Source organism: Saccharospirillaceae bacterium (assembly GCA_022448365.1).
Classification (GTDB): Bacteria; Pseudomonadota; Gammaproteobacteria; order Pseudomonadales; family Oceanobacteraceae; genus Bacterioplanoides.
Map to the genome: position 1 here is coordinate 919,195 of JAKVCS010000003.1, position 20,926 is coordinate 940,120.

A 20,926-nucleotide genomic window follows, 5' to 3' on the forward strand; every position below is an offset into this window, starting at 1 on the left:
CAAGTACCCATCAGTCAAGCAACGATCATACAAATAACTGAGCTGGAGAAAGCCATGTCATTTGCTAAACGGTTAGCCGATAAAAAAGCCCTGCCCATACTGGTTATTGCCGGAATACTTGCACTGGTCATTGCTAAACAAAGCGCCGAGCCACCACAACAGCGAGTCGTAAAGCAGGATGCTGTTGCTGTCAGCCTGATGCCATTAACCAGTAGAGCGATCAAACCGTCGGTATCCGGTTATGGCATAGTGAAAGCGGCGGTTGAATTACATCAAACCGCTGAAGTTGCTGCTCGGGTGACTCACCTGAATCCTTTATTAGTTGCCGGTGCCACCATCAAACAAGGTGCTGAGCTGATTCAGCTGGATGACAAAGACTACCGTTTGGCTCTGGCGCAAGCCAAAGCACAACAAAAAAGCGTTGACGCCCAACGCAGTGAATTAAACAGTAATAAACACAGTTTATTGCAGCGCCAGACGCTGGTGCAGGAAAAAATTCAGCTCGCGCGCCTGGAATTAAAACGCAAACAAGACCTCGCAAAAGTGCAATCGTTATCGGCGTCTCAACTGGATGCCGAACAACAAAAACTGATTGGCCTGCAACAGGAAGCGGCGTCGCTACAACAACAAATTGAGGCGCTGCCTGCGCAACAACAGAGTTTACAAGCTCAGTTAGAATCGGCTGTTGCTGCGGTAAATCAACAACAACGAAATATCGCAAGAACCAGAATCCTTATGCCGTTTGATGGCCGTATCCGTTCGATTGATGTTGAAACCGGCGAATACGTTAAACAGGGCCAGGCTTTATTCCAGGCGATTGGTATTGATCAGGTTGAGATCGAAGCCCAGTTTTCGCTGGACAAACTGAGGCCGTTTATTCAGCTGGCATTTGCCAATAGGGTACCTCGATCTGACCAGTCTGCAAGCCCAGCACAGACTGAAGCGTCACAAGCAGCGCTGCAAGCGAATGGTCGTAGCCTCAGTAAAATGTTGCAACAAGCCGGACTGCATGCACGTATTTCTGTGCCGCTGGCACCCGGGCAATTCTGGCAAGGTGACGTGATCGCCTTGCGTGAAAGCCTCGATCTAACCAGTCATACACTCGGTGCGGTCATCCGCGTTAATAAACATTACGACGGTGTAATTCCCGGGAAAAGACCGCCATTACTGGCAGGGCTTCAGGTGAAGGCAGAATTGTTAAGCAATCCGGCAGACTTTATCAGTGTACCGTTAACAGCATTACACGCCGGAACCGACAAGCAACAGTTGCTGTATCTGGCTGCGCCTGAAGCAAATGAAAACTCCGCGTATTTTCGTCTGAAAAAGCAGCCTGTTACCCCGTTATTAATCAGCGATCATCAGGCACTGTTTTCCAAACAACAACTGCAACCTTTTGCCAATAAAAATTACCAGCTGGTCACCACCGATCTGACTCCGGCAATTGCCGATATGCGGCTGAGTGCTGCGCCCTCTCTGAAGCAGTATCAGGAGGGGCAAACAGGAAAAGTGATAAGTACTGAGCAGGAGTCCAGTCATGCTCAGTAATATGATACGCACCTTTGCCAGCCACCCAACCGCGGCTAATCTGCTGATGCTGGCCTTTTTGGTGGTTGGCATTAACAGCTTATCTCTACTGCAAAAAGAAACCTTTCCTGACATCGATAAATTCGAAGTAAGAGTGTCGGTCACCTATCCCGGTGCTGGTCCCACCGAAGTTGAACAAGGTATTTGTTTACCCTTAGAAAACGCCACCGACGGTATTAGCTTTATTGATGAGAAGCGCTGTGAAGCCCGCTCAAACATTGGTTTTATGACGTTAAAAATGTTACAGAACGGCGACTTCGATGTTTTCCTCGATGATGTTCGTTCGGCTGTCGATCGCATCGATAATTTTCCCGCTAACAGCAAATTACCGATTATTACCGAGACGGGTCGTACCGCTCCTGTGGTTACTCTGGCACTGACGGTAGATGACCCACAGTTTTCCACCAATCAGTTAAAAGATCTGGCGGAACTGATTAAGGCAAAAATGCAACAAGACCCGGGTATTCCACTGGTCGAACTCAGTGGTTTCAGCCAGCGACAGTTAATTGTCAGCCTGCGTCCGGAAAAGCTGCGTCAGTATCAGGTCAGTTTGCAACAGATTGCGACGCTGCTACAAAAGCAAAATATTAATTTACCCCTGGGTGACTTAACCACCCCAGACAAAAGCTGGGAATTGCGGTTTGTTGATGAACGCCAGAGCGCTCGCACATTAGCCAATCTCACATTGTTAAGCGGCAGTAACGGCGCTGAGATTCGCCTGTCGGAATTAGCGGATATTCGCGATGCTTTTGATAAAGTCGAAGATTACAGTGTCTTTGATAACCAGCGTGCCGCGTTATTGAAGGTCTCAAAAAATTCCAATGACGACAGCCTGACGGTACTACAAGCGGTGAAGAATTTAAGTGAGCAACTGGTTTTACCGCAAGGAGTGAATTTCACCCTGACTCAGGACTTCACCACCATTGTTAAAGACCGTCTCAGCATGTTACTCAAGAATGCCTGGCAGGGTTTGATTCTGGTATTTATTACCTTATTGATGTTTTTTGGTCTTCGCTACAGCTTTTGGGTGATTATGGGCTTACCAGTGAGTTTCATTGGCGCTCTATTTGTGATGGTTCAGCTGGGTATCACCATAAATATGTTAAGTATGGTGGCGCTGCTATTGGCACTGGGTATTCTGATGGATGACGCCATTGTCATTGCAGAGAGTATTGCGGCACACAGTAAAAAAGGCCTGAAGCCATTAGATGCGGTCACTCAAGGTGTTCAAAAAGTCGCTCGTGGAGTGTTCTCGTCATTCTTAACCACGGTATTTGTGTTTGGATCCATTCTTGGATTACAGGGGGACCTTGGTCAGGTATTACGAGTGATTCCACTGGTATTACTGATCGTAATCAGCATCAGTCTGATTGAAGCCTTCTTGATTTTACCGTCTCACCTGCGCCATACACTGGAACACAATCAGAAACACGGCATAAATCAACAACCCGGACGTGTACAATTACTGGTTGATGGCTGGTTTGAGATTCGCCGCAGTAAACTCGGAAGCTTTCTCGAAAAAGCCATTTATTATCGCTATGCCGTGGTGGGTTTCACCATGGCATCATTCTTTGCCAGTATCGCATTAATGGCTGGGGGAATTGTTAAATTTAAAGCGTTCCCGGACATGGATGGCGATGTATTGGAAGCCCGGTTGATCATGCCTGCCGGTACCTCATTGGTTAAAACTGAGCAACAAGTTGAGGTAATCCTTGATGCTTTACAACACGCAATAATCCCGCTACAACAAAACGAAAACAGCGATTTAATTCGCCATAGCAGCGTGCGTTTTAACGAAAATCAGGACGCATTCGACAGCGGTCCCCACCTGGCAACCATCAGCCTTGATTTGTTACCCGCAGAGCAACGCAACACCAACCTAGACACGCTAACGTCAACCTGGCTGAGCAACCTGCCAGACATGCCGGAGGCATCTCATCTGGTCATTGCCGAACCCTCACTTGGGCCGGCTGGCCGTGCCATTGAGTTGCGTTTATCCGGTATTGATCGTCATCAGTTGTCGCAAGCCTCTTATCAGCTGCAAAACTGGCTGAAGCAATACCAGGGGGCATACAACTTACTGGACGACTATCGACCAGGCAAACCCCAATTGATACTGCATTTTAAGCCCCAGTCGCGCTCGTTGAATATTAATGCCAATGACGTTGCCAATCAGGTACGCAGCGCTTACGCCGGCATTGTCATCGATGAATTTTATCGCCCGATTCATGCCTCCCTGCCGTCATTGGGCTCTACTTCCGACAATATCGAAATTGTGGTTCAGCTTGAACAAAACGACCAATCACTGGATGAATTACGCGACTTTCCGATTCAGTTAACCACATCAGAAGGGAGAACGACCCTAGTACCATTGGCAACGCTGGCGGATATCGAATGGCAGCGGGATGTCTCTCGTATTCAACGAATTAATAACCAACCTACCGTGACGATATTTGGTTCTGTAAATACTCAGATCGCCAATACTCAGGAAATACTTAACGATACGTTTACGCGATTTATCCCGGACTTAACACAACAATACCCCGGGTTAGACATCGCCATTGAAGGTGAAGTAAGTAATGCAGCACAAACACAAGGTTCGTTAAAAACCGGATTAATCATTGGTTTATTTGGCGTATTTGCCTTGCTGAGTTTCCAGTTTCGTAACTATTCGGAACCAATGCTGGTGATGCTGTCGATTCCGCTGGCGCTGATTGGTGTCATCTGGGGCCACCTGATCATGGGATACGACCTGAGTATGCCAAGCATGGTGGGATTCGTATCTCTGGCAGGCATCGTTGTGAATAATGCTATTTTATTAGTCGAGTTCGTAAAACATCATGTTTCGGCAGGAATGGAGCTGCACAGTGCCGTTCGTCAGGCGAGTCAGGATCGACTTCGCGCCATTTTATTGACTACAAGCACAACGATTGCCGGAATGTTGCCTTTATTGTTTGAGACGAGTTTACAGGCACAGGTACTGATTCCATTAGTAATAAGTATTAGTTTTGGTCTTTTGGCATCCACTGTTTTGGTACTCATTGTCCTGCCTTGTCTGTATTCGATCTTTCAGGATCTGAAAATCGGATCAACTGTAATTAAAAACGGCTCATCTATTGTCAATTATGAAAAGTAATTAATTGGCATTTTTCATGCTCCTGCAGTACGTAGCCATCTCGTTCGGATGGAAACACAGTCGGGGGATATTATGAAAGATAAAGTGTTAACTGAAGATGTTGTCACATCTGAAAATAATCGTATTACCGGTAAAACTGCGGATCTATGCGTTCCACTTCAAGAGACATCCATTGAAATCTGGGATCAGAAATATCGCTTAAAAGATATTCATGGAGATATTCAGGAAGATAGCATCAGCAACACATATGAGCGTGTTGCTGCAGCAGTTGCCGCTGTAGAAAAAACACCCGAATCACAAAAATTCTGGCAGAAAAAATTTTTATGGGCACTGAACCACGGAGCGACTCCAGCAGGCCGTATTATTGCGAATGCCGGTGTTAACCAATATAAAGCAGCAACCTCAACCGTCAATACTACCGTATCCGATCACCTGGAAGATTCCATGGAGCAAGTGCTGGAGAAAGTTCAGGAAGCGGGTTTAACCCTGAAGTCAGGTGCCGGTATTGGTTACGAATTTTCTACCCTGCGACCAAGTGGTAGTTTTGTATACGGCAGTGGCGCCCAATCGGCTGGGCCGGTAGCCAGCATGGGAATATTCGATAAATTATGCGGGAATATTTCTTCCGCAGGAGGAAAACGCGGTGCACAGATGGCAACACTGGATGTCAGCCATCCGGATGTTCTTGGATTTATCAAAGCCAAACGTGAAGACGGACAGTTGCGCCATTTTAATTTATCGTTATTAATTACCGATGAATTTATGAATGCTGTTGCCAGCGATTCACAATGGCCATTAATTTTTCCTGTAAGCCAACAAGAACAGCAAATCACGCCGTTAGATCTCAATGATGACACACAGGTGTTATGGAAATACTGGCCTGTGGCGGGTGACTACTTTTATAACGAATACGGTGAAGTTGCCTGCCGTATTTACCGAACTATTTCTGCTGCCAGTTTGTGGAACGTGATTATGACATCCACTTACGATTATGCTGAACCAGGCTTTATTCTGATTGACCGGGTCAACGAGATGAATAACAACTGGTTCAGCGAAAATATCCGAGCAACCAACTCCTGCGGTGAACAACCTCTACCACCATATGGCGGCTGTATTTTAGGTTCCGTTAATCTCACACGCTTTGTCCGACAACCATTTACCAATCAGGCCAGCTTTGATTGGTCACTGTTCAAAGACGTTATTACGATATTTACCCGTATGTTGGACAATGTCATAGAAATTAACGGACTGCCACTACCAGATCAGCAACAAGAACTGATACGCACACGGCGTCATGGAATGGGTTATCTCGGTCTAGGCTCAGCCATTACGATGCTGGGTATGAAGTACGGAGACAGTGAATCCCAAGGCTTTACTGAAGAAGTCACACGACAAATGGCCATTACTGGCTGGCAGCAAGGATTAGAACTGGCAAGAGAAAAAGGGCCCGCGCCGATGATGGACGAAATGTTCACTCTGACTGCAATCCATTTCGCACAGCGTCCGGAATTGAAGAAGGATGGCTATCAGATAGGCGATCAGTTGCCGGGTAAAGTGTTACACGCGAAATACAGCCGTTATATGCAACGGATTCATGAACAGGAACCCAAACTGGTCAACGAACTGGCCAAAGTTGGTAGTCGCTTCAGTCATCATATGTCCATTGCGCCAACGGGTACCATCAGTCTGTCGTTGGGAAATAATGTCAGCAATGGTATTGAACCCAGCTTTGCCCATCACTACGCCCGAAATATTATTAAGCCAGGACGTAAAACCAAGGATAAAGTCGATGTTTTTTCATACGAGCTGTTGGCCTATCGTAAGCTGGTTAATCCACAAGCAATGCCCTTCAGCGAAGATCAGCCTCTGCCGGAGTATTTTATTACCTCGGATTCGGTGACCCCCAAGCAACACGTCAACATCCAGGCTGCGGCACAAAAATGGGTCGACTCAGCCATCTCAAAAACGGCCAATGTACCCACTGACTTTCCGTTTGATGAATTCAAAGATATCTATCGCTACGCCTACGAACAGGGTTTAAAAGGCTGCACCACCTTCCGATTTAATCCAGAAGTATTCCAGGGCGTATTGGTTAAAGAGCAGGATCTGGAAAACACCACCTACCGTTTCACGCTGGATAACGGCGAAGTGGTCGAAGCCAAAGGCAACGACATGATCGAATACGAAGGGGAAACACACAGCGCCGCCAACTTATTTGATGCGCTGAAAGAAGGCTATTACGGAAAACTATAAATAATACCAAAACCCGAAATAAGCCTGATTTGTATTAAAAGAATTCCGAACGACGGAGAAGAATATGACTATTAAAATTAATAACGGCATTGTTAAATTCGAGCTGGTTAACAGTGATGAAAACACTCCAGATAACACTCAAGACAAAACTCTGGATAGCAGCCAAGACAGCGACCTGGCGGCGAACGGCGCTGAGACACAAGGCCGACCAGCGGCATTACATGGTAAAACCTACGAGATCAAAAACCAGCAACAACAATTGCTATTAACCATTAACGATCAGACCCTGGCTGACGGCTCCAACCGACCCTATGAGATTCTGATTCACACGAATAAGGCAGAAGATTATTCCTGGACAACCGCAATTGCCCGGTTAAGCAGTGCCTTGTTGCAGCAAGGTGGTGACCTGGCCAACATCGCCGATTCACTGAAAGTAATTTTTGACCCGGCGGGAGGTTTTGTTGATGAATCCAACCAGCAACATATCTCGATGTTGGCGGCCATTGGCAAACGGCTGGAAGCCCATCTGAAAACAGCCTGATTTCAGCAATATCCCAACCAATAAAAAACCAGGCACTTCAGCCTGGTTTTTTATTCGCTCTGCCAGGGCCTGTTAACAGGCCCTGCATTTTTAAAGGCTCAGCGGCAATTCCAGATACTGATGATAAATAAAATCCCGGTGCTGAATTAATATTGGGTCCAAAGCTTGCTGCTCTGCTTCACTTAACGACTCAAATACTTCGCGAATCACGGGTGACATAGCACAAAGCTCGTGTTCCAGCGGTTTAAAGAAGGCCATCACGCAAGCACAATAAATATCGGCTGCCGACAACTGTTCACCGACCAGGAAGCGACTGCCCACTTGACTCTGCTGCAACAACTGTTGGCTTAACTGCTGCAACTGAACACACACCTGCGACACATAGTGACTACTGTGCGACTCATCGTAACCGTATTTTTTGCCCAGGTACTTGGCAATAAACTCGGGATAGCCGCCCTGCTGTTGTTTAAGGCCTTTATCGATACACACCAGGCGACGATTCCAGGCCAAACCGTTTTTATCCATCAGGGAGCCACACAGCGCCATCACTTGTTGCTTTTTTTGTAAATTCTGCGGCAATAATTCAGCACCCTCTCCCTGAGAGTGAACAAACGTCAGAATATCCTGCCAGTGGTGAACAGGCGGCTGATTGTCGACCATTAATACCGGTGCACTGCGCTTGCCGGTCCACTGCTTCATCGCATCGTTACGCTGATCGAGGTACAACGCCTGCCATGAAATGCCACGCAGATGGAAGAATCCTTTAACCGCCTCACTCCACGGGCTGGGAATGCCCTGCGGCACCACCATACGTAGTCCACTTGCGCTGATTGCCTGCTCCAGGCTGATAGTTTCAAATGACATTAGAGTTCCTTAACTGATCTGTAATCGTCTGCGTAATTAAGGGGTATATTTCACTTGTTATGCGTGTAGCACAAACGATAATATCTTGATCATAAGTTAGATTTTCTAATTCAACCAAAGCTAATCCTATGAACCAGCCTGTCTTCCCCAGTCCGCCGATTCAGTATTTACCCGCCTTTGTTGCTGCCGCCGAACATAACAGCTTTAAGCTGGCGGCAGAGCAGCTGAACATCACACCGTCAGCGGTCAGCCAACAGATTAAAAGTCTGGAAACCCGCATCGGTTTAACCCTGTTCAGTCGTCAAGGTAAAGAATTAAAGCTGACTCAGGCCGGAGAACGTTTTTATCAGTTTGCTGCAACCACCCTGACGCATTACCAAAAGGGCTGGCGAGGCTTCGCGGATTTGTACATCGCCAAACACATTCGCATCAGCATGACGGATTATGTCGCCAACCGGATTGTGATTCCGCGCCTGGCGAAGTTTGTTGAGCAGACCGGTATTCAGCTGGATATTCACACCAGCTCGGGCTATCAGGATTTACAAGCAACCACACTGGATGCGGCTATTCGCTTTGGCACGCCACCCTGGCCTGACCATCAGGCCCGATTGCTGTCTGAAGTCGATATTGCGGCGGTTGGCTCGCCTAGCTATCTGCAGCAGCACCCAATAAATAGCCGACTGTGTTGGCAAAAACAAACGCTAATTCACGCCCGACGCAGCATCAATGACTGGCAACGGGTGGAACAAGCGCTCGGTTATCCGCTAAATGCGAGGCAGAATTTGTGGTTCGATAGTTATGAAAGTGCGATACAAGCCAGTAAAAATGGTCTGGGATTAATGCTGGCAAGCTTTCCGATTTCTGAAATGGATATTCGCAGTGGCGAGCTACAAACGCTGAGAGACAAACGTTTTGCATCAGAAGAAAAATTTTATCTGATCACTAAGCCTAACGACCAGAAAGAAAAACGATACCAGCAATTGTATAACTGGCTAAAGCAGGTTTTTTCGGAGCTTTAAAGCACTCCGCAGGCGAACGTTAATGCGATAAGCAGATTCAGGAACATCAGGTAATCACCGGATAGGCTAGTTCACCCCAATCATGATCCGATGATTCCAGCATAATATCGATAATAATAGGCATCAGGGTCATCAGCAGTCGCGCACCATCTTCAACCTGCTCACGGTTAATTTGGCTCTGATAGGTCGCTCCGCCCCCGACAACCTGGTTGTGCAATACCTGCAGTCGGTCTAACACAATACCGAGTAGTTCCGGAATCTTTTTACGGCTGAGGTAATTCAGCGCATCGACAGAAGAACGATCAAATTTGGCGTTCCAGTCTTCGTTATTCTCGCGCAAAGATTGCCAAAACGGTGCGAACACGTACGGATTTTTAATAAGCGCCTTTACCGGACCGGAGTATTGATGCCACAAACAATGATAAATTTTCTGCTGTTTATCCAGCTCAACCAGCTGCTGAATAAAATGCTGAAAGTCCTTCTGTTCGGCTAAAGAATACGCACTGCCAGAAGTGTCGGCGCTGGAAAAACTACAAGCAGAGAAACTGATCCAGGCCGAGATAAACTGCATATCTTTATCGTCAGACTGATTTTCAGCCGCCTGTAGCCAACTGAGTGCTCGGTGCAAGCGAGTAGAATGTAATTGATTAAACAAATCGCGCTGATCACGTAACCGCTGTTTCAGCACTGCAAACGATAATTCAGTTTGTGTTGTCATCAAGTACATTCCTCGGTGCTAAATATTTCTGATGCTATCCAAAATCCACAGCAACCATTAGGCGCAGCAGTCGCTATGCTCTTCAAAATCGATGGCCATAAAAATAGAGGTTTGTGGAAAACCTGCCGGGTAAGCCATGTAGAAATGCGTCGATTCATCAACCGGCCACCAACAAGACGCCGCACGAGGCACATCTTCCAGGTTCACTCGTTCGATACAGTATTGCAGTTCCATACCCACGGTCTCCGGGAAGAATGCATTAAAATCCGAAGGAAAACCGATTTCAGATGTATTCAGCTTGTCTTCAATTTTTAATTCCTGAAGTTTCTTTTTCCAGGATTCATCCTGGCTGGCATCAACCAGAAATTCACCTAAGTAGGTCGTGTGACGCTTTTTAATAATACGTTGGTTAGCCATAGCCTTCCCATTCGGTTGTAGTTGTTTGCTTAGATTAACCCTTATCGGATGTTTTTTAAGCAGCGATTGGACTATCGCGTGCCCATCGCAGGCACATGGACGTGCCTTACGATGGGTGCTGCTAAAATATCCGTTAAGGGTTAAGCCTATATTTCTGTGCATTACGGAACAAGATAATTCCTACCCTGCTCCGCTCTTGTTTCGATTAAATAGCGCTATTACCAGGGCAGTTGCTGGCCATTGGAGTGCCAGAAGCCACCGGTATTCTCAAGATTCAGCTCGTCGATACGCTGCGCCAGACCTGCCGCCGCTTCAGCCGGGCTGATATCCCCGTTAAAGCCCACCATACGGGTTTGTACAAAACCCGGATGCAGCTGAGCCACCGCAATACCATGAGGCTTTAAATCCATCGCCAGGCTTTTGCCGACTGCGTTTAATGCCGCTTTCGATGCGCGATAGCCGTAATAAGCACCTGACGTGTTGTCCTCGATAGAGCCCATACGGCTGGTGATGTTGGCGATCTTGCTGCCCTCACCCATTAATGGCACCAGGCCATGGGCAATCATCAGTGGCGCGATGGTGTTCACTTCGAACTGCTCACGGATGCTGTCTGCATCCATCGCGTCCAGTGTTTCGTTTTTGAACAGACCAGCGTTGTTAATCAGCAGATCGATTTTACCTTCTACTAACTCAGCAAGAATGGTCTGCAGACCCGGACCAATCTGCTCGTTGGTTACATCAATACCGCTGATGGTCTGATCAGCGATATCTTCGATCTCGTCACCTGCCTCACGGCAGATCGCAGTTACTAAATCGCCACGAGCGGCGTACAGCTTGGCCAGCTCCAGGCCAATACCCCGGTTAGCACCGGTAATCACTACATTTGCCATGTTTTGTCTCCGCTTGGTGGAAGTGTTGGATGGCCAACATAGTAATGAAATTGAGGGGGAATGAAAGCTTGGTGATTGGGAACTCACGATGCTTAAGAGTGGCACTGTTCTATGTGCAGTCTCAGATATAATAACTATCCTACTTTGATGGCGTAGTTTAGCAAACAAAGGCACCAAATGAACCGCGGCTTTAAGCGTTAGCCTCTCATGGATAAATATATGTTCAAGTTACTCAATGTGGAAAATAAAGTAGAGCTAGCTCTTTCAATCGAAGGCTACCAATTCCCCGGTAGTCCTACGGATGACTGGTGTTTTGTCAAAGTGGTAGTTAAACAAGGTGACAATGCTTTTGAAGCTATTGATCCGGCTCTGGAAACTACAGATCTGTTAAGCACTCTAGAATGGTTCAGATGTCTGGCCAAGCGAAAATTACCGCGTTATTCAAGACTGTGCTTTATAGAACCTGGTTTAGAGTTTGAGTTTCTTGCCAGTGAAGACAGTTTGGTCAGAATATCAATTTCTCTAAGCCATGAATTGAAACCAAATTTTGATCTTGAACAGTTTGGTTTATCCACAGCTGAGTGGAAAGTTATTTTTGAATTAGGTGCAACTGAATTTGAAAAAGTTATTTCAAGCATCGAAGCTACGACTCTACAATACACTGTCAGAGCTCAAAACTAACAAAACGATGTTACCGAATACTAGCTACTCGATAATCTGGACACATTCAAGTAACTTAAAGGTATCGAAACTCCTCACTAGAACAGCCGGTCAACATAGATAAAACGGTCCCTAATCTCCTGCTCTGAAACTCATATATCAACGGAGCTGACACCATGATAATCATGACCTGTAACCACTTAGCGAAGCCTTGGATGGATTTAGAGTTTCGCGTAAAAACCCTTCAAAGAGATAGCTGAACTGAGCAAATAAAACGATATGGAGATAATTTGAGGCCAAGCGTTGGGAGTTTGAAATCCTGCGCGATCAGTAATATCTGGCTAAAAAAAGAAACAGCAGGCTGAAGCCTGCCGTATTTACCGATCAAAATAGTGGCGATATTGTAATGAAATCAGCCAGCCGGACCTTCCAAAGTCAGCGTGAACCAACCACCGGCAATATGCTTGTGAGTCCACACACCCAGCAACACAACCTTGCCGTCTTCATCATTCACCAGCTTAAAATAATCTTTCCACGGCTGATGGTCGTAATTCATGGTTGCCGTCGCATCTTCACGCCAACGAATATCCGTCATACCTACATTACCCCAGATCGGGATTGGCAGATAAACTTTGTCCATCCAGCGGAATAACAGTGGATCGCCCTGATGCTGAGTGCGGTAGCGCTTACCCCAACGAACACCCAGGTAACTCAGCGGACGAACAATTGCCCATTCGGCAATATCCAGCACTGAGGCATTGGTACGCATAATTTTGCCTTTCCAGGCACGACCCACCAGGTCTTCTTTGGCGTTCACATTCGGCAGCGAGTCATATAACAGCACCAGGTCTTCTTCGTTATAGGCGACGTCTTTCTCAGCCAGAATATCAGCTTTTATTTCTTCCAGAGATCTGCCCGAACCTTCCAGCTTTAACTTCTGGCTGCCCTCTTCGTTCCATACCGACACTTTCGGTTGCAGGTGACATAAGCCGCTGATCAGCATATTCAGCGGAAACATCAGCCATTGCGCCAGATCGTAAACAATACCGGGCAGGTTAATAACGGTTTTACCTTGTGTATTCATAGCAACCTCTCTGTTTTCTATTTGTTCTATTTGTTCTACTGGGTCTGTTCAGAGTTGTGGTGAGTGCCATTCAAAACTGAATGACATGTCATTCTTAGAATTAGAATGGCATAGGGTATTGGCCGTGTCAAACAATCAAAACCGCGAACCTCTGCTGACAAACAGTTGTCAGGAGGGCCGCCGTACTATTCATGGGTCGGATACAAACATCCGTACAGATTGATGACATCCACTGGCAAACTCATTCAAACAACAGAAAGTATTGCCATGACTACAACCATTGAGCAGGTACGCTACCCATTGAAAGACGATGTAAGCGCCACTGAACTGCGGTCACCGAATTGCTTTTTACGCTGCTTTATTCCAAGCTAACCGCCGTTATACAACACTGCTGTTCTCTGACAACGTTCAGCTAACGAGAAACAAAGGAAACGCTCATCAAAACGACATTTCAATTTGCGTCATACACCATGCTGCTGGGCGTCAGCAGTGTTTACGGCTTCCTGGGATTAACCACAGAGATGGGAGTTGCGGTTCTGGCAGGCGCAATTGGTCTGGCATTCTCTAACCTGGATAAAATCGCGCGTTTTAAAGGCGCCGGGTTCGAAGCCGAGATGAAGATGGTACAAACCATGATCGAAAATCAGACCGAACCAAGCACCGATCAACAGGAAGAAGCCAAACGTAAAGACAATTTATCCGGTACCGATAAAAAGATTCTGAAGCGTTTGCAAAAGCCGGGTTATACCTGGCGATACGCTAAGACTATCGCCGGGGAAATATCAAAACCAGAGCTGGAAACTGAAAAAGCGCTGGAGGCATTAATGCTGCGTGGATTTACCATGAACACCAAAGGCTCGAACGGTGAAATCTGGTCGATTACGCCACTGGGAAAAAGTGTGCAGCAACAGCACGATTTGCAATAACCCAACCTTACATCACACACAATAAAAAACGCCGCTATCGGAAAACCCATAGCGGCGTTTTTGTCTGATCAATAATTCAGTGTTTTGTATCAGTAGTAATAATACAAAGAAACCTGAATATAATCGTCACGGCGGAACTGATAGCTCAGGTTATCTTCGTCGTCCGATGAGAACAGCAAACCTTCAACATTCAGCTTAACGCTTTCACCCAGGCGGGTTTCGGCTTCCAGTAACATGCTGCGGGTACTGCTGTGATCAAGGTCCTGAGTCATACCAAACAGAATTTCAGTGGAGTCAGCATCATTCATCGCCAGGCGGCCACCCACAAAAAGATCGTTCTGGGTCAGACTGATATTGGCCTGGTCACGTGAATCGTACTGATATTCCATCAGCGCGCCTAAGTCCCAGTCGGTTTCAGCAATGCCATAAAAGGTATATTCAAAACCACCGGTTGCCGCGCTGTAATCTTCCAGTTTCTGGCTGCGAAAAGAATCTTTGACCGATTCATCAAAAGTTCGATAAATAGTTTCCAATTTCCATAACCAGGAATCTAACGTCGCCTGAAAATCCAAACCAAACTGATTAATCTGCGCGTAGAAGGCAGAGAATTCCGTTGGTTGTGGACCGTTAAAACCTGACGGCTTTAATAACGGATCGCGACTGGTACCGTTAAAATACGATAAACCAATATCGTAATCATCAATGGTATGGCTCCAGCGTAAGGCATAGTCGATGTGTTTATCTTTATCGTCGTCCTGGTATTGCGCATCTTTTACCACCAGCTGCGGACGAAAACGACCATCTTCTCCGGGGAAAGTCCGCTCGCGAAAGCCTGGCAGAATAAAAGCATCTACTAAGCCCCAATCTCGTACCAATGACAATTTCACCATTGGCTGACCGAGTTTATCTTCACCGTCCGGTGCTTCTACAAAGTCAGTCTGGTTAACAATATCCACCAGATGCTGGGATTCAGTCACCCCCCAATACACTTTGCTGATACCGGCTTTTAATTCCCAGTCATCACCGTAAGTTAACCAGGAAGCTTCGCGGATATCGCCGTGGCTACGTTCATCGTCTTCACTGTCGTAACGACCAAAGGCTTTAAATACCACAACGTGGTCGCCACTTTCTGATTCCCAGGCGAATTCCGGTTCAGCACTGATGCTGAACTGATGGCGGGCCTGCTCAACCTCGCCGTTATTCCATTGCCCTGCTTCAATGAACTCGCGCCATTCAGCACCGATATTACCACTGACTTCGATGCTTGATGTATCAATCGCCTGAACCGATGCTGCACTGAACAGCGCAGGCAGCAGTATAGTTTTGGAATATTTCATGTCTGATTCTGGCTCCGTAATACTTAACGGGCACGCTTCAGCGTGGCTTTGTTAAAGTCAGAGTCTTTCAGACCGGTTTTAAATTCCAGGCTGTTGGTTTTCAGATCGGTACTTTTCTTAGTCTGGTGATTCACCATATTCATCGCCATCGGACGCCAGTACTGATCCAGGTATTGCTTGTAATCATTGAAGGTCAGAGTTTTTAACAGCGACTTTTTACGATCGTAGAAATCAATTTTCTGGGCACGGAATTCAGCTTTATCTAACCAGGCAACCTGACGGGTATAACCCGAATACTTATCGGTTGGAGTCTGCTCAATTTTATAGCAGTCCACACCGTTTACGGTTTCTTCACCCAGCAGTTTGAAGTTGTATTTTTCCACTTCAAACGAGCTTAAATCTTCGTAAGAGAATTCACTGCCCATAAATGGACCGGACTTATTACGTGAAGAAATACGCTTTACCCGCTTCAGCGCTGGCAGGTACAACCACTGATCGTCAGCTTTTTCGATATGAGAGAAACTTAAAAAGGCAGTACCTTTTACATCACGTGGCTTGTCAAAGATGGTTAAACCCTTATCACCGTCGTCGTTAATCTCAAGGCTTTTCATACGCATTTCGCGCACACTCTCCTCACCCTGAGCATTGCGTAAGATCATGGTCACGGCCGACTGGGAATCCGCCCAACCCAGATCGCGGGTTTTACGCTCCTGAGCAATGGCGAGACCCTGCTCTTCCGGGGTCTTGCCTTCCAGCTCCAATGCCTGAGTAAAAGATGCTGCGGTTAATAAAATAATCGAGCTTGCCAGTGTATTTAAAAATTTCATGATTGCTATCCTCAGTTTTTATTTTGCCGCTTGAGATTGAATATTATCGTTTATAGCCACCCCTGCGGAAGTGTCACGTTTATCCGCCACCAACAGGAAGGCTGGCAGGAATAAGAAATCGACCACCAACGCAATAAAGATAATCAGCGCCGTCGCTGTACCCATATCTGCATTCATACGGAACGAAGATAGTGCCAGCAGTGAGAAACCAACGCATAATACCAAAGTGGTGATCACAAGTGCCCGTCCCACACTGGAGAAAGCATAACGTACCGCTTCTTCGGCATCACGACCTTCGTTACGGGCGCGCTGATATTTGGATAAAAAGTGTACGGTATCATCAACAATGATGCCCAACGTCATCGAAACAACGATCGACAAACCTAGATTTATTTCACCGGAAATCAGTGCCCATATCCCAAAACCGACTGCCGCAGGCATAATATTAGGTATTAAACTGATCACACCTAAACGTAGCGAGCGCAAAGCAAATATCAGCAGCAGTGAAATCAGGAACATCGCTGCCGTCATACTGACGATCATGCTGTCCATATTCGTTTCACCAATGTGAGAAAACATCAGCGTTGGACTGGAACCTGCAATACGGTACTGCGGAGCACGCTCAGCGAACCAGTCAAGTACACGTTTTTCCAGGGCAACGTATTCTTTACTACCCAGATTTTGCAGAGTACTGACTATCTGGGTCGATGATTTGTCAATATTCAGTTGGTTGTTTAAATCCAGACCATAAGGCAGAGACATCTCGTACATCAGCAGGTATTGCGCAGTTAATTCACGATCACCCGGTAAACGATAAAACTCTTCATTATCGGCGTTCATGCTTTTATTCAGACGCTTAATAGTATCGGAGATGGTTGCAACATGGTCGACTTCCGGCTGCTGACGTAACCACTGACTGAAGTCTTCAACCACTTGCAGGAATTCCGGGTTGGCAATGCCATTTGGCTCGTTACTGTATAACGCCCAGTTGATTGACGACATACCAGAGATTAATTCTTCCTGTTTATCCACTGACTGACGGAAGTCGGTGGTGGTATCAAAGTATTTCGTCGCTTCATCGTTCAGTTGATTCTGGGGCACTAATGCAGCAAACCCTAACATCACTGCACCGGTGATAGGTAGCAGCATTTTATGGTGCTTGACCACCCAATCGCCCAGTTTTTCCATCCCCCCATGGTGCTCCGGTGCAACCGTTACCTTCATTGGTAGTACCCGCAATAACGCAGGCAGAACGGTTACAGATAATGCAAAGGCAATCATCACGCCGATCGCACTGAGTTCTCCGAAGTCGGCTAATACCGGTGATTCTGAAAACATCAGAGTGGTGAAACCAATGGCTGTCGTCGCACTGGTGATAAAAATAGGCATTAAATTCAGATCCATAGCAAACGCCACGGCTTCTTCACGGGATTTCCCCTGACGCATCGCAAACTGCATCGACGCCACCAAATGCACACAATCAGCGACCGCCAATGTCATCACCACAATTGGTACGTTAATGGTACCCGTGGATAAGAAATATCCCAGCCAGCCCCCTACGCCCATGGTTGCGGCAATGGTTAAAATAATCACCACCAGCGTTGATAACATACCAATCACACTGCGTAATAAAATGGCCAGCATAATGATGATTGCAAGGAACATCAGAGGAATCAGCGTCGCCATATCCTTCTGCCCCTCGGTAGCAAAGCTGTAGTTCATCAGGATGACGCCGGTATGATAAAAGTCAGCGCTTTTGTATTTCTCAGAGAATTGTTCACTTAAGTTCTTGGCAAACTCAGTAACCTCAATAACCTCAAGCGTATTATTTTCCTGGTCAGGTAGCTGAATTGTGATATTTACCACCGCTACTTTACCATCAGCAGAAACCAGACGATTCAGCAGGTTAGGCTCCGATGTCGAAACCTGTCTCGCTCGCTGAATCGATTGATCATCAATCATATCCAGTTCGAGAATCAGATCTTCAACAATTAAGTCGTCTTCTTCTGCCCAGGTATGTTGATAGTTAGTGATCGAATCAACCCGGCTAGAAAACGGTGTTTGCCAGGCTTCATCGGTCAGCTCTTTAATCTGAGCGATCATATCCGGCTCAAACACCGTACCCTCTTTAGGGACAACAATGATGGAGACATTATCGTTTTTATTAAATAGACGCTGCATTTCCTCGAAGGCAACCAGCTGCGGGAATTCTTTTTCAAAGAACACCTTATAGTCGCCACGGAAATACAGATTTTTGCCGCCTGCGGCTGCACCAATGCCGAGTACAAATACCAGCATAATGGTGATCCAGGGGTGGCGCAGAATACTGTTTAACCAAACCTGCCTCATAACGTTTCCTCCCGTTGAGGGTTATAAAATTGTTGTTTTTAATCGTGCTTTTTGGTTGTTTGCTGAACTGTCAGTGGCTTTAAAAATTCGGCGATACGCTTCCAGCTATCGCTGTAATTCCAATCGCCGGATAACGGGTGCCAACCCATACCATCCATCAGTAAGTTGACGTTATTGAGCAGAATATCCTCTTGGTCTAAACGGGATACGGCGGTTGCCTCTGCCGCAGAGTTGGCCAAAGCTAATGTGCCAAATGACATTGCCCAATTGGCAAAGCTGGCAGATTCTACATTCACGTTTGGATTTTTAATGGCGCCCTGCTGTAGAGCGTGCATCAGCATCGAATCGCTGAAGCCATTGATTTGATATTCAAGCAGGTCCATTGATTCAAGGCGTTTTTCGGAGGTTTTGTCGCGCACGCCCGGCGATTTACTGATCAATACCACCTGGAACAAGGTTGGATGAATACGTGAATACAATTGATAGGAATAATGCACCGCCAGTGCTTTTTCACGTAAGTTGCCATCGAACTCAACCGCTTGCTGGAAAAACGCCATAATTGACGACACCGCACGACAGCACAGTGCGATCAAACAATCTTCTTTACTGCTGAAGTGGTTGTAGATGGTGCCTTTGGAATAAGCAGAGCGGGACGTCAACTTCTCCAGAGTTAACGAGCCCGGCCCATCGGTTGCAATGATATCAACCGCCAAATCAATTAACTCTTCTTCCCGAGCGTGACGTTTTTGCTCTGCTTTACTGAACTGACTCACATTACTGATACCCGTATTGCGACAGCCACTGGCATATTTGTGCCACGAACTGGCTTATTGACGACTCGTCATTTTTGACGAGTCGTCAGATTATATGTCAATCAACGGAATTTGAAGCGGGAAATACGCACCTTTTCAGAACGCATTGTTTCTTATAGCAAACCAATAACGGTCTATTTTTCCGTAAACTCAAATAGATAACGGTATAAATAAAAACAATGATCAGCGGGTTAAGGTTTGTTTGTCACGAAAATCAACTTCGCGCCCCTGCAGTCGACTTGAAACAATAGTGGCCTGGCCGCGGCGGCCAACATTCATCAGTGTCTTATCAAGCATTGACCAGCGGCGACTCAGCCAGTCGAGGCTCCAGATCAGCGGCGCCTGTAATGCTGGCAGCAGCTTCAAACCATATGTTGTCGGCAGATGCAGCGCTTTACGAATATCCCGCGGTATAAAAAAGCCGGCATACGCCCGATGCAACCAGTAAACAAAGGTTTGGTAAAGCGGGCTGCCAGGAACTTCGCGAAAAGCTTCAAGATAGGAACTGGCCAGTTCCAAACTGTCGCCATCAGGATTGATGCGACTGGCAATCGCGATCATGTACAACCAGTTCACACCGTCCTGACGGGTTTGTGGCAATAACTGGTAATTGTCTCCCATCAGGTAACCGGTGTAACGCCAGAGGTGCAACACGGCTTCGATGTCTTCATCGTCAAAACGCCAGCCCAACATTTTACAGCCGAGAATCATCAACATCGAAAAGGCAACGTTGGTTGCCAGCGAATCACCCTGATTAATCGGTAACCCCCACTCAGCGGAATTCCAATCAGGGTGCGCTAATAACCGCCGGCGCACCAGCGCATGCATAATGCGCACACGAATCGCTGAGTTGTAACCTTTGGCATGAACATCCAACCCACCCGGTGTGGTAACGTCAAACCAGAATGATGTGGTCTCCGATACCCGATCAAATGAACTATTCCCATTTAATGCCCCGGTAAAGGCCAGTGGTTTGGCGATATCAGCATTGGCGTAGCCACCTAACAACGCCAGATCTCCCAGCGCATACATGGCGTGGCGACCACAACGGTGAATGGTGCGACATGCCAGATCAAGCTTACTCTGGTCAACCCAGTCGGGCGTGTGTTCAGCTTTTTTAATTAAATTGAATAACGCCGGAGCCTGACATTCACCGTCATCATAAATCAGGGCGTCTGCCCCCTGTTCAATACCCTGTTTTAATAGCTGCATCCCCTGCTGAGGTTTCATGCTGGCGAACAACTCTTCCGCCACTGCGTCAGCAACCGTATCAGATTGCATATACGATTCCGCAAAACGCTGGATAAGCGCATCATCCGGGTTGGGTTTATGACCAAAGAGTATTTTAAAACCCCAGCGAATCTTACTCGCACGAAAAGTACGATGACCGTCGGCAAACACAAAACGGTTGGGGATAACCACATTGGTGGAAGAGTGAGTTGCTTGCTGAGAGCTGGCCATAATTAACGTTTAGTATCAGTTGTTATTTATGGTTATTGGAGCACAAGG

17 protein-coding genes are annotated in these 20,926 nt (G+C 46.7%); 7 read left to right on the forward strand and 10 right to left on the reverse strand.

The features are described 5' to 3' along the window. Positions 1-54 precede the first annotated feature (54 nt). The 4 genes from MK185_07890 to MK185_07905 all read left to right on the forward strand — a co-directional run bounded on the left by MK185_07890 (position 55) and on the right by MK185_07905 (position 7,514). Positions 55-1,545 carry a hypothetical protein gene (locus MK185_07890; GenBank protein ID MCH2040539.1) on the forward strand — a complete coding sequence of 497 codons (1,491 nt, stop codon included), beginning with the start codon at positions 55-57 and terminating at the stop codon, positions 1,543-1,545. Next, a complete protein-coding gene (locus MK185_07895) occupies positions 1,535-4,720 on the forward strand; it encodes an efflux RND transporter permease subunit (protein ID MCH2040540.1) in 3,186 nt (1,061 codons plus the stop codon). The genes MK185_07890 and MK185_07895 overlap by 11 nt, the downstream gene beginning before the upstream one ends. Before the next feature lie 72 nt (positions 4,721-4,792). Then, the gene (locus MK185_07900; GenBank protein ID MCH2040541.1) at positions 4,793-6,973 is read left to right on the forward strand and encodes an adenosylcobalamin-dependent ribonucleoside-diphosphate reductase; all 2,181 of its coding nucleotides are present in this window, start codon (positions 4,793-4,795) and stop codon (positions 6,971-6,973) included. Between the two features lie 64 nt (positions 6,974-7,037). Further along, on the forward strand, positions 7,038-7,514 hold the full coding sequence (locus MK185_07905; GenBank protein MCH2040542.1) for a hypothetical protein: 477 nt from the start codon (positions 7,038-7,040) through the stop codon (positions 7,512-7,514). A gap of 90 nt (positions 7,515-7,604) precedes the next feature. Here the strand turns inward: MK185_07905 and MK185_07910 are convergent, their stop codons facing one another. Beyond that, positions 7,605-8,378: a hypothetical protein gene (locus MK185_07910; GenBank protein ID MCH2040543.1), complete on the reverse strand. Its 774-nt coding sequence runs from the start codon at positions 8,376-8,378 to the stop codon at positions 7,605-7,607. Positions 8,379-8,506: 128 nt separating this feature from the next. Here MK185_07910 and MK185_07915 point away from each other — a divergent pair, with 128 nt between their 5' ends. Then, complete coding sequence (locus MK185_07915; GenBank protein MCH2040544.1) at positions 8,507-9,397, forward strand: LysR substrate-binding domain-containing protein; 891 nt, start codon at positions 8,507-8,509, stop codon at positions 9,395-9,397. 46 nt (positions 9,398-9,443) lie between these two features. On the opposite strand, the gene MK185_07920 is transcribed toward MK185_07915, so the two are convergent. From MK185_07920 to MK185_07930, 3 genes are all read right to left on the reverse strand, one after another. Next, positions 9,444-10,115 (reverse strand): hypothetical protein, encoded by a 672-nt coding sequence (locus tag MK185_07920; protein MCH2040545.1) that lies wholly within the window; start codon positions 10,113-10,115, stop codon positions 9,444-9,446. 57 nt (positions 10,116-10,172) lie between these two features. Beyond that, positions 10,173-10,532: a hypothetical protein gene (locus MK185_07925; protein MCH2040546.1), complete on the reverse strand. Its 360-nt coding sequence runs from the start codon at positions 10,530-10,532 to the stop codon at positions 10,173-10,175. Positions 10,533-10,750: 218 nt separating this feature from the next. Beyond that, positions 10,751-11,422, reverse strand: a complete 672-nt coding sequence (locus MK185_07930; protein ID MCH2040547.1) for an SDR family oxidoreductase — start codon at positions 11,420-11,422, stop codon at positions 10,751-10,753. A gap of 219 nt (positions 11,423-11,641) precedes the next feature. Between MK185_07930 and MK185_07935 the strand changes: the two genes are divergently transcribed. Beyond that, positions 11,642-12,103: a hypothetical protein gene (locus MK185_07935; protein ID MCH2040548.1), complete on the forward strand. Its 462-nt coding sequence runs from the start codon at positions 11,642-11,644 to the stop codon at positions 12,101-12,103. Between the two features lie 391 nt (positions 12,104-12,494). Here the strand turns inward: MK185_07935 and MK185_07940 are convergent, their stop codons facing one another. Further along, positions 12,495-13,166, reverse strand: coding sequence for a DUF4334 domain-containing protein (locus MK185_07940; protein ID MCH2040549.1), 672 nt, complete (start codon positions 13,164-13,166; stop codon positions 12,495-12,497). Between the two features lie 470 nt (positions 13,167-13,636). Between MK185_07940 and MK185_07945 the strand changes: the two genes are divergently transcribed. Next, positions 13,637-14,092 (forward strand): hypothetical protein, encoded by a 456-nt coding sequence (locus tag MK185_07945; protein MCH2040550.1) that lies wholly within the window; start codon positions 13,637-13,639, stop codon positions 14,090-14,092. 89 nt (positions 14,093-14,181) lie between these two features. On the opposite strand, the gene MK185_07950 is transcribed toward MK185_07945, so the two are convergent. The 5 genes from MK185_07950 to MK185_07970 all read right to left on the reverse strand — a co-directional run bounded on the left by MK185_07950 (position 14,182) and on the right by MK185_07970 (position 20,878). Continuing rightward, the gene (locus tag MK185_07950) at positions 14,182-15,429 is read right to left on the reverse strand and encodes a hypothetical protein (GenBank protein MCH2040551.1); all 1,248 of its coding nucleotides are present in this window, start codon (positions 15,427-15,429) and stop codon (positions 14,182-14,184) included. Between the two features lie 23 nt (positions 15,430-15,452). After that, complete coding sequence (locus MK185_07955; protein ID MCH2040552.1) at positions 15,453-16,256, reverse strand: outer membrane lipoprotein-sorting protein; 804 nt, start codon at positions 16,254-16,256, stop codon at positions 15,453-15,455. 18 nt (positions 16,257-16,274) lie between these two features. Further along, on the reverse strand, positions 16,275-18,605 hold the full coding sequence (locus MK185_07960; GenBank protein ID MCH2040553.1) for an MMPL family transporter: 2,331 nt from the start codon (positions 18,603-18,605) through the stop codon (positions 16,275-16,277). Between the two features lie 38 nt (positions 18,606-18,643). Next, positions 18,644-19,378 carry a TetR/AcrR family transcriptional regulator gene (locus tag MK185_07965; protein MCH2040554.1) on the reverse strand — a complete coding sequence of 245 codons (735 nt, stop codon included), beginning with the start codon at positions 19,376-19,378 and terminating at the stop codon, positions 18,644-18,646. 222 nt (positions 19,379-19,600) lie between these two features. Next, on the reverse strand, positions 19,601-20,878 hold the full coding sequence (locus tag MK185_07970; protein MCH2040555.1) for a DUF2236 domain-containing protein: 1,278 nt from the start codon (positions 20,876-20,878) through the stop codon (positions 19,601-19,603). Positions 20,879-20,926 lie beyond the last annotated feature (48 nt).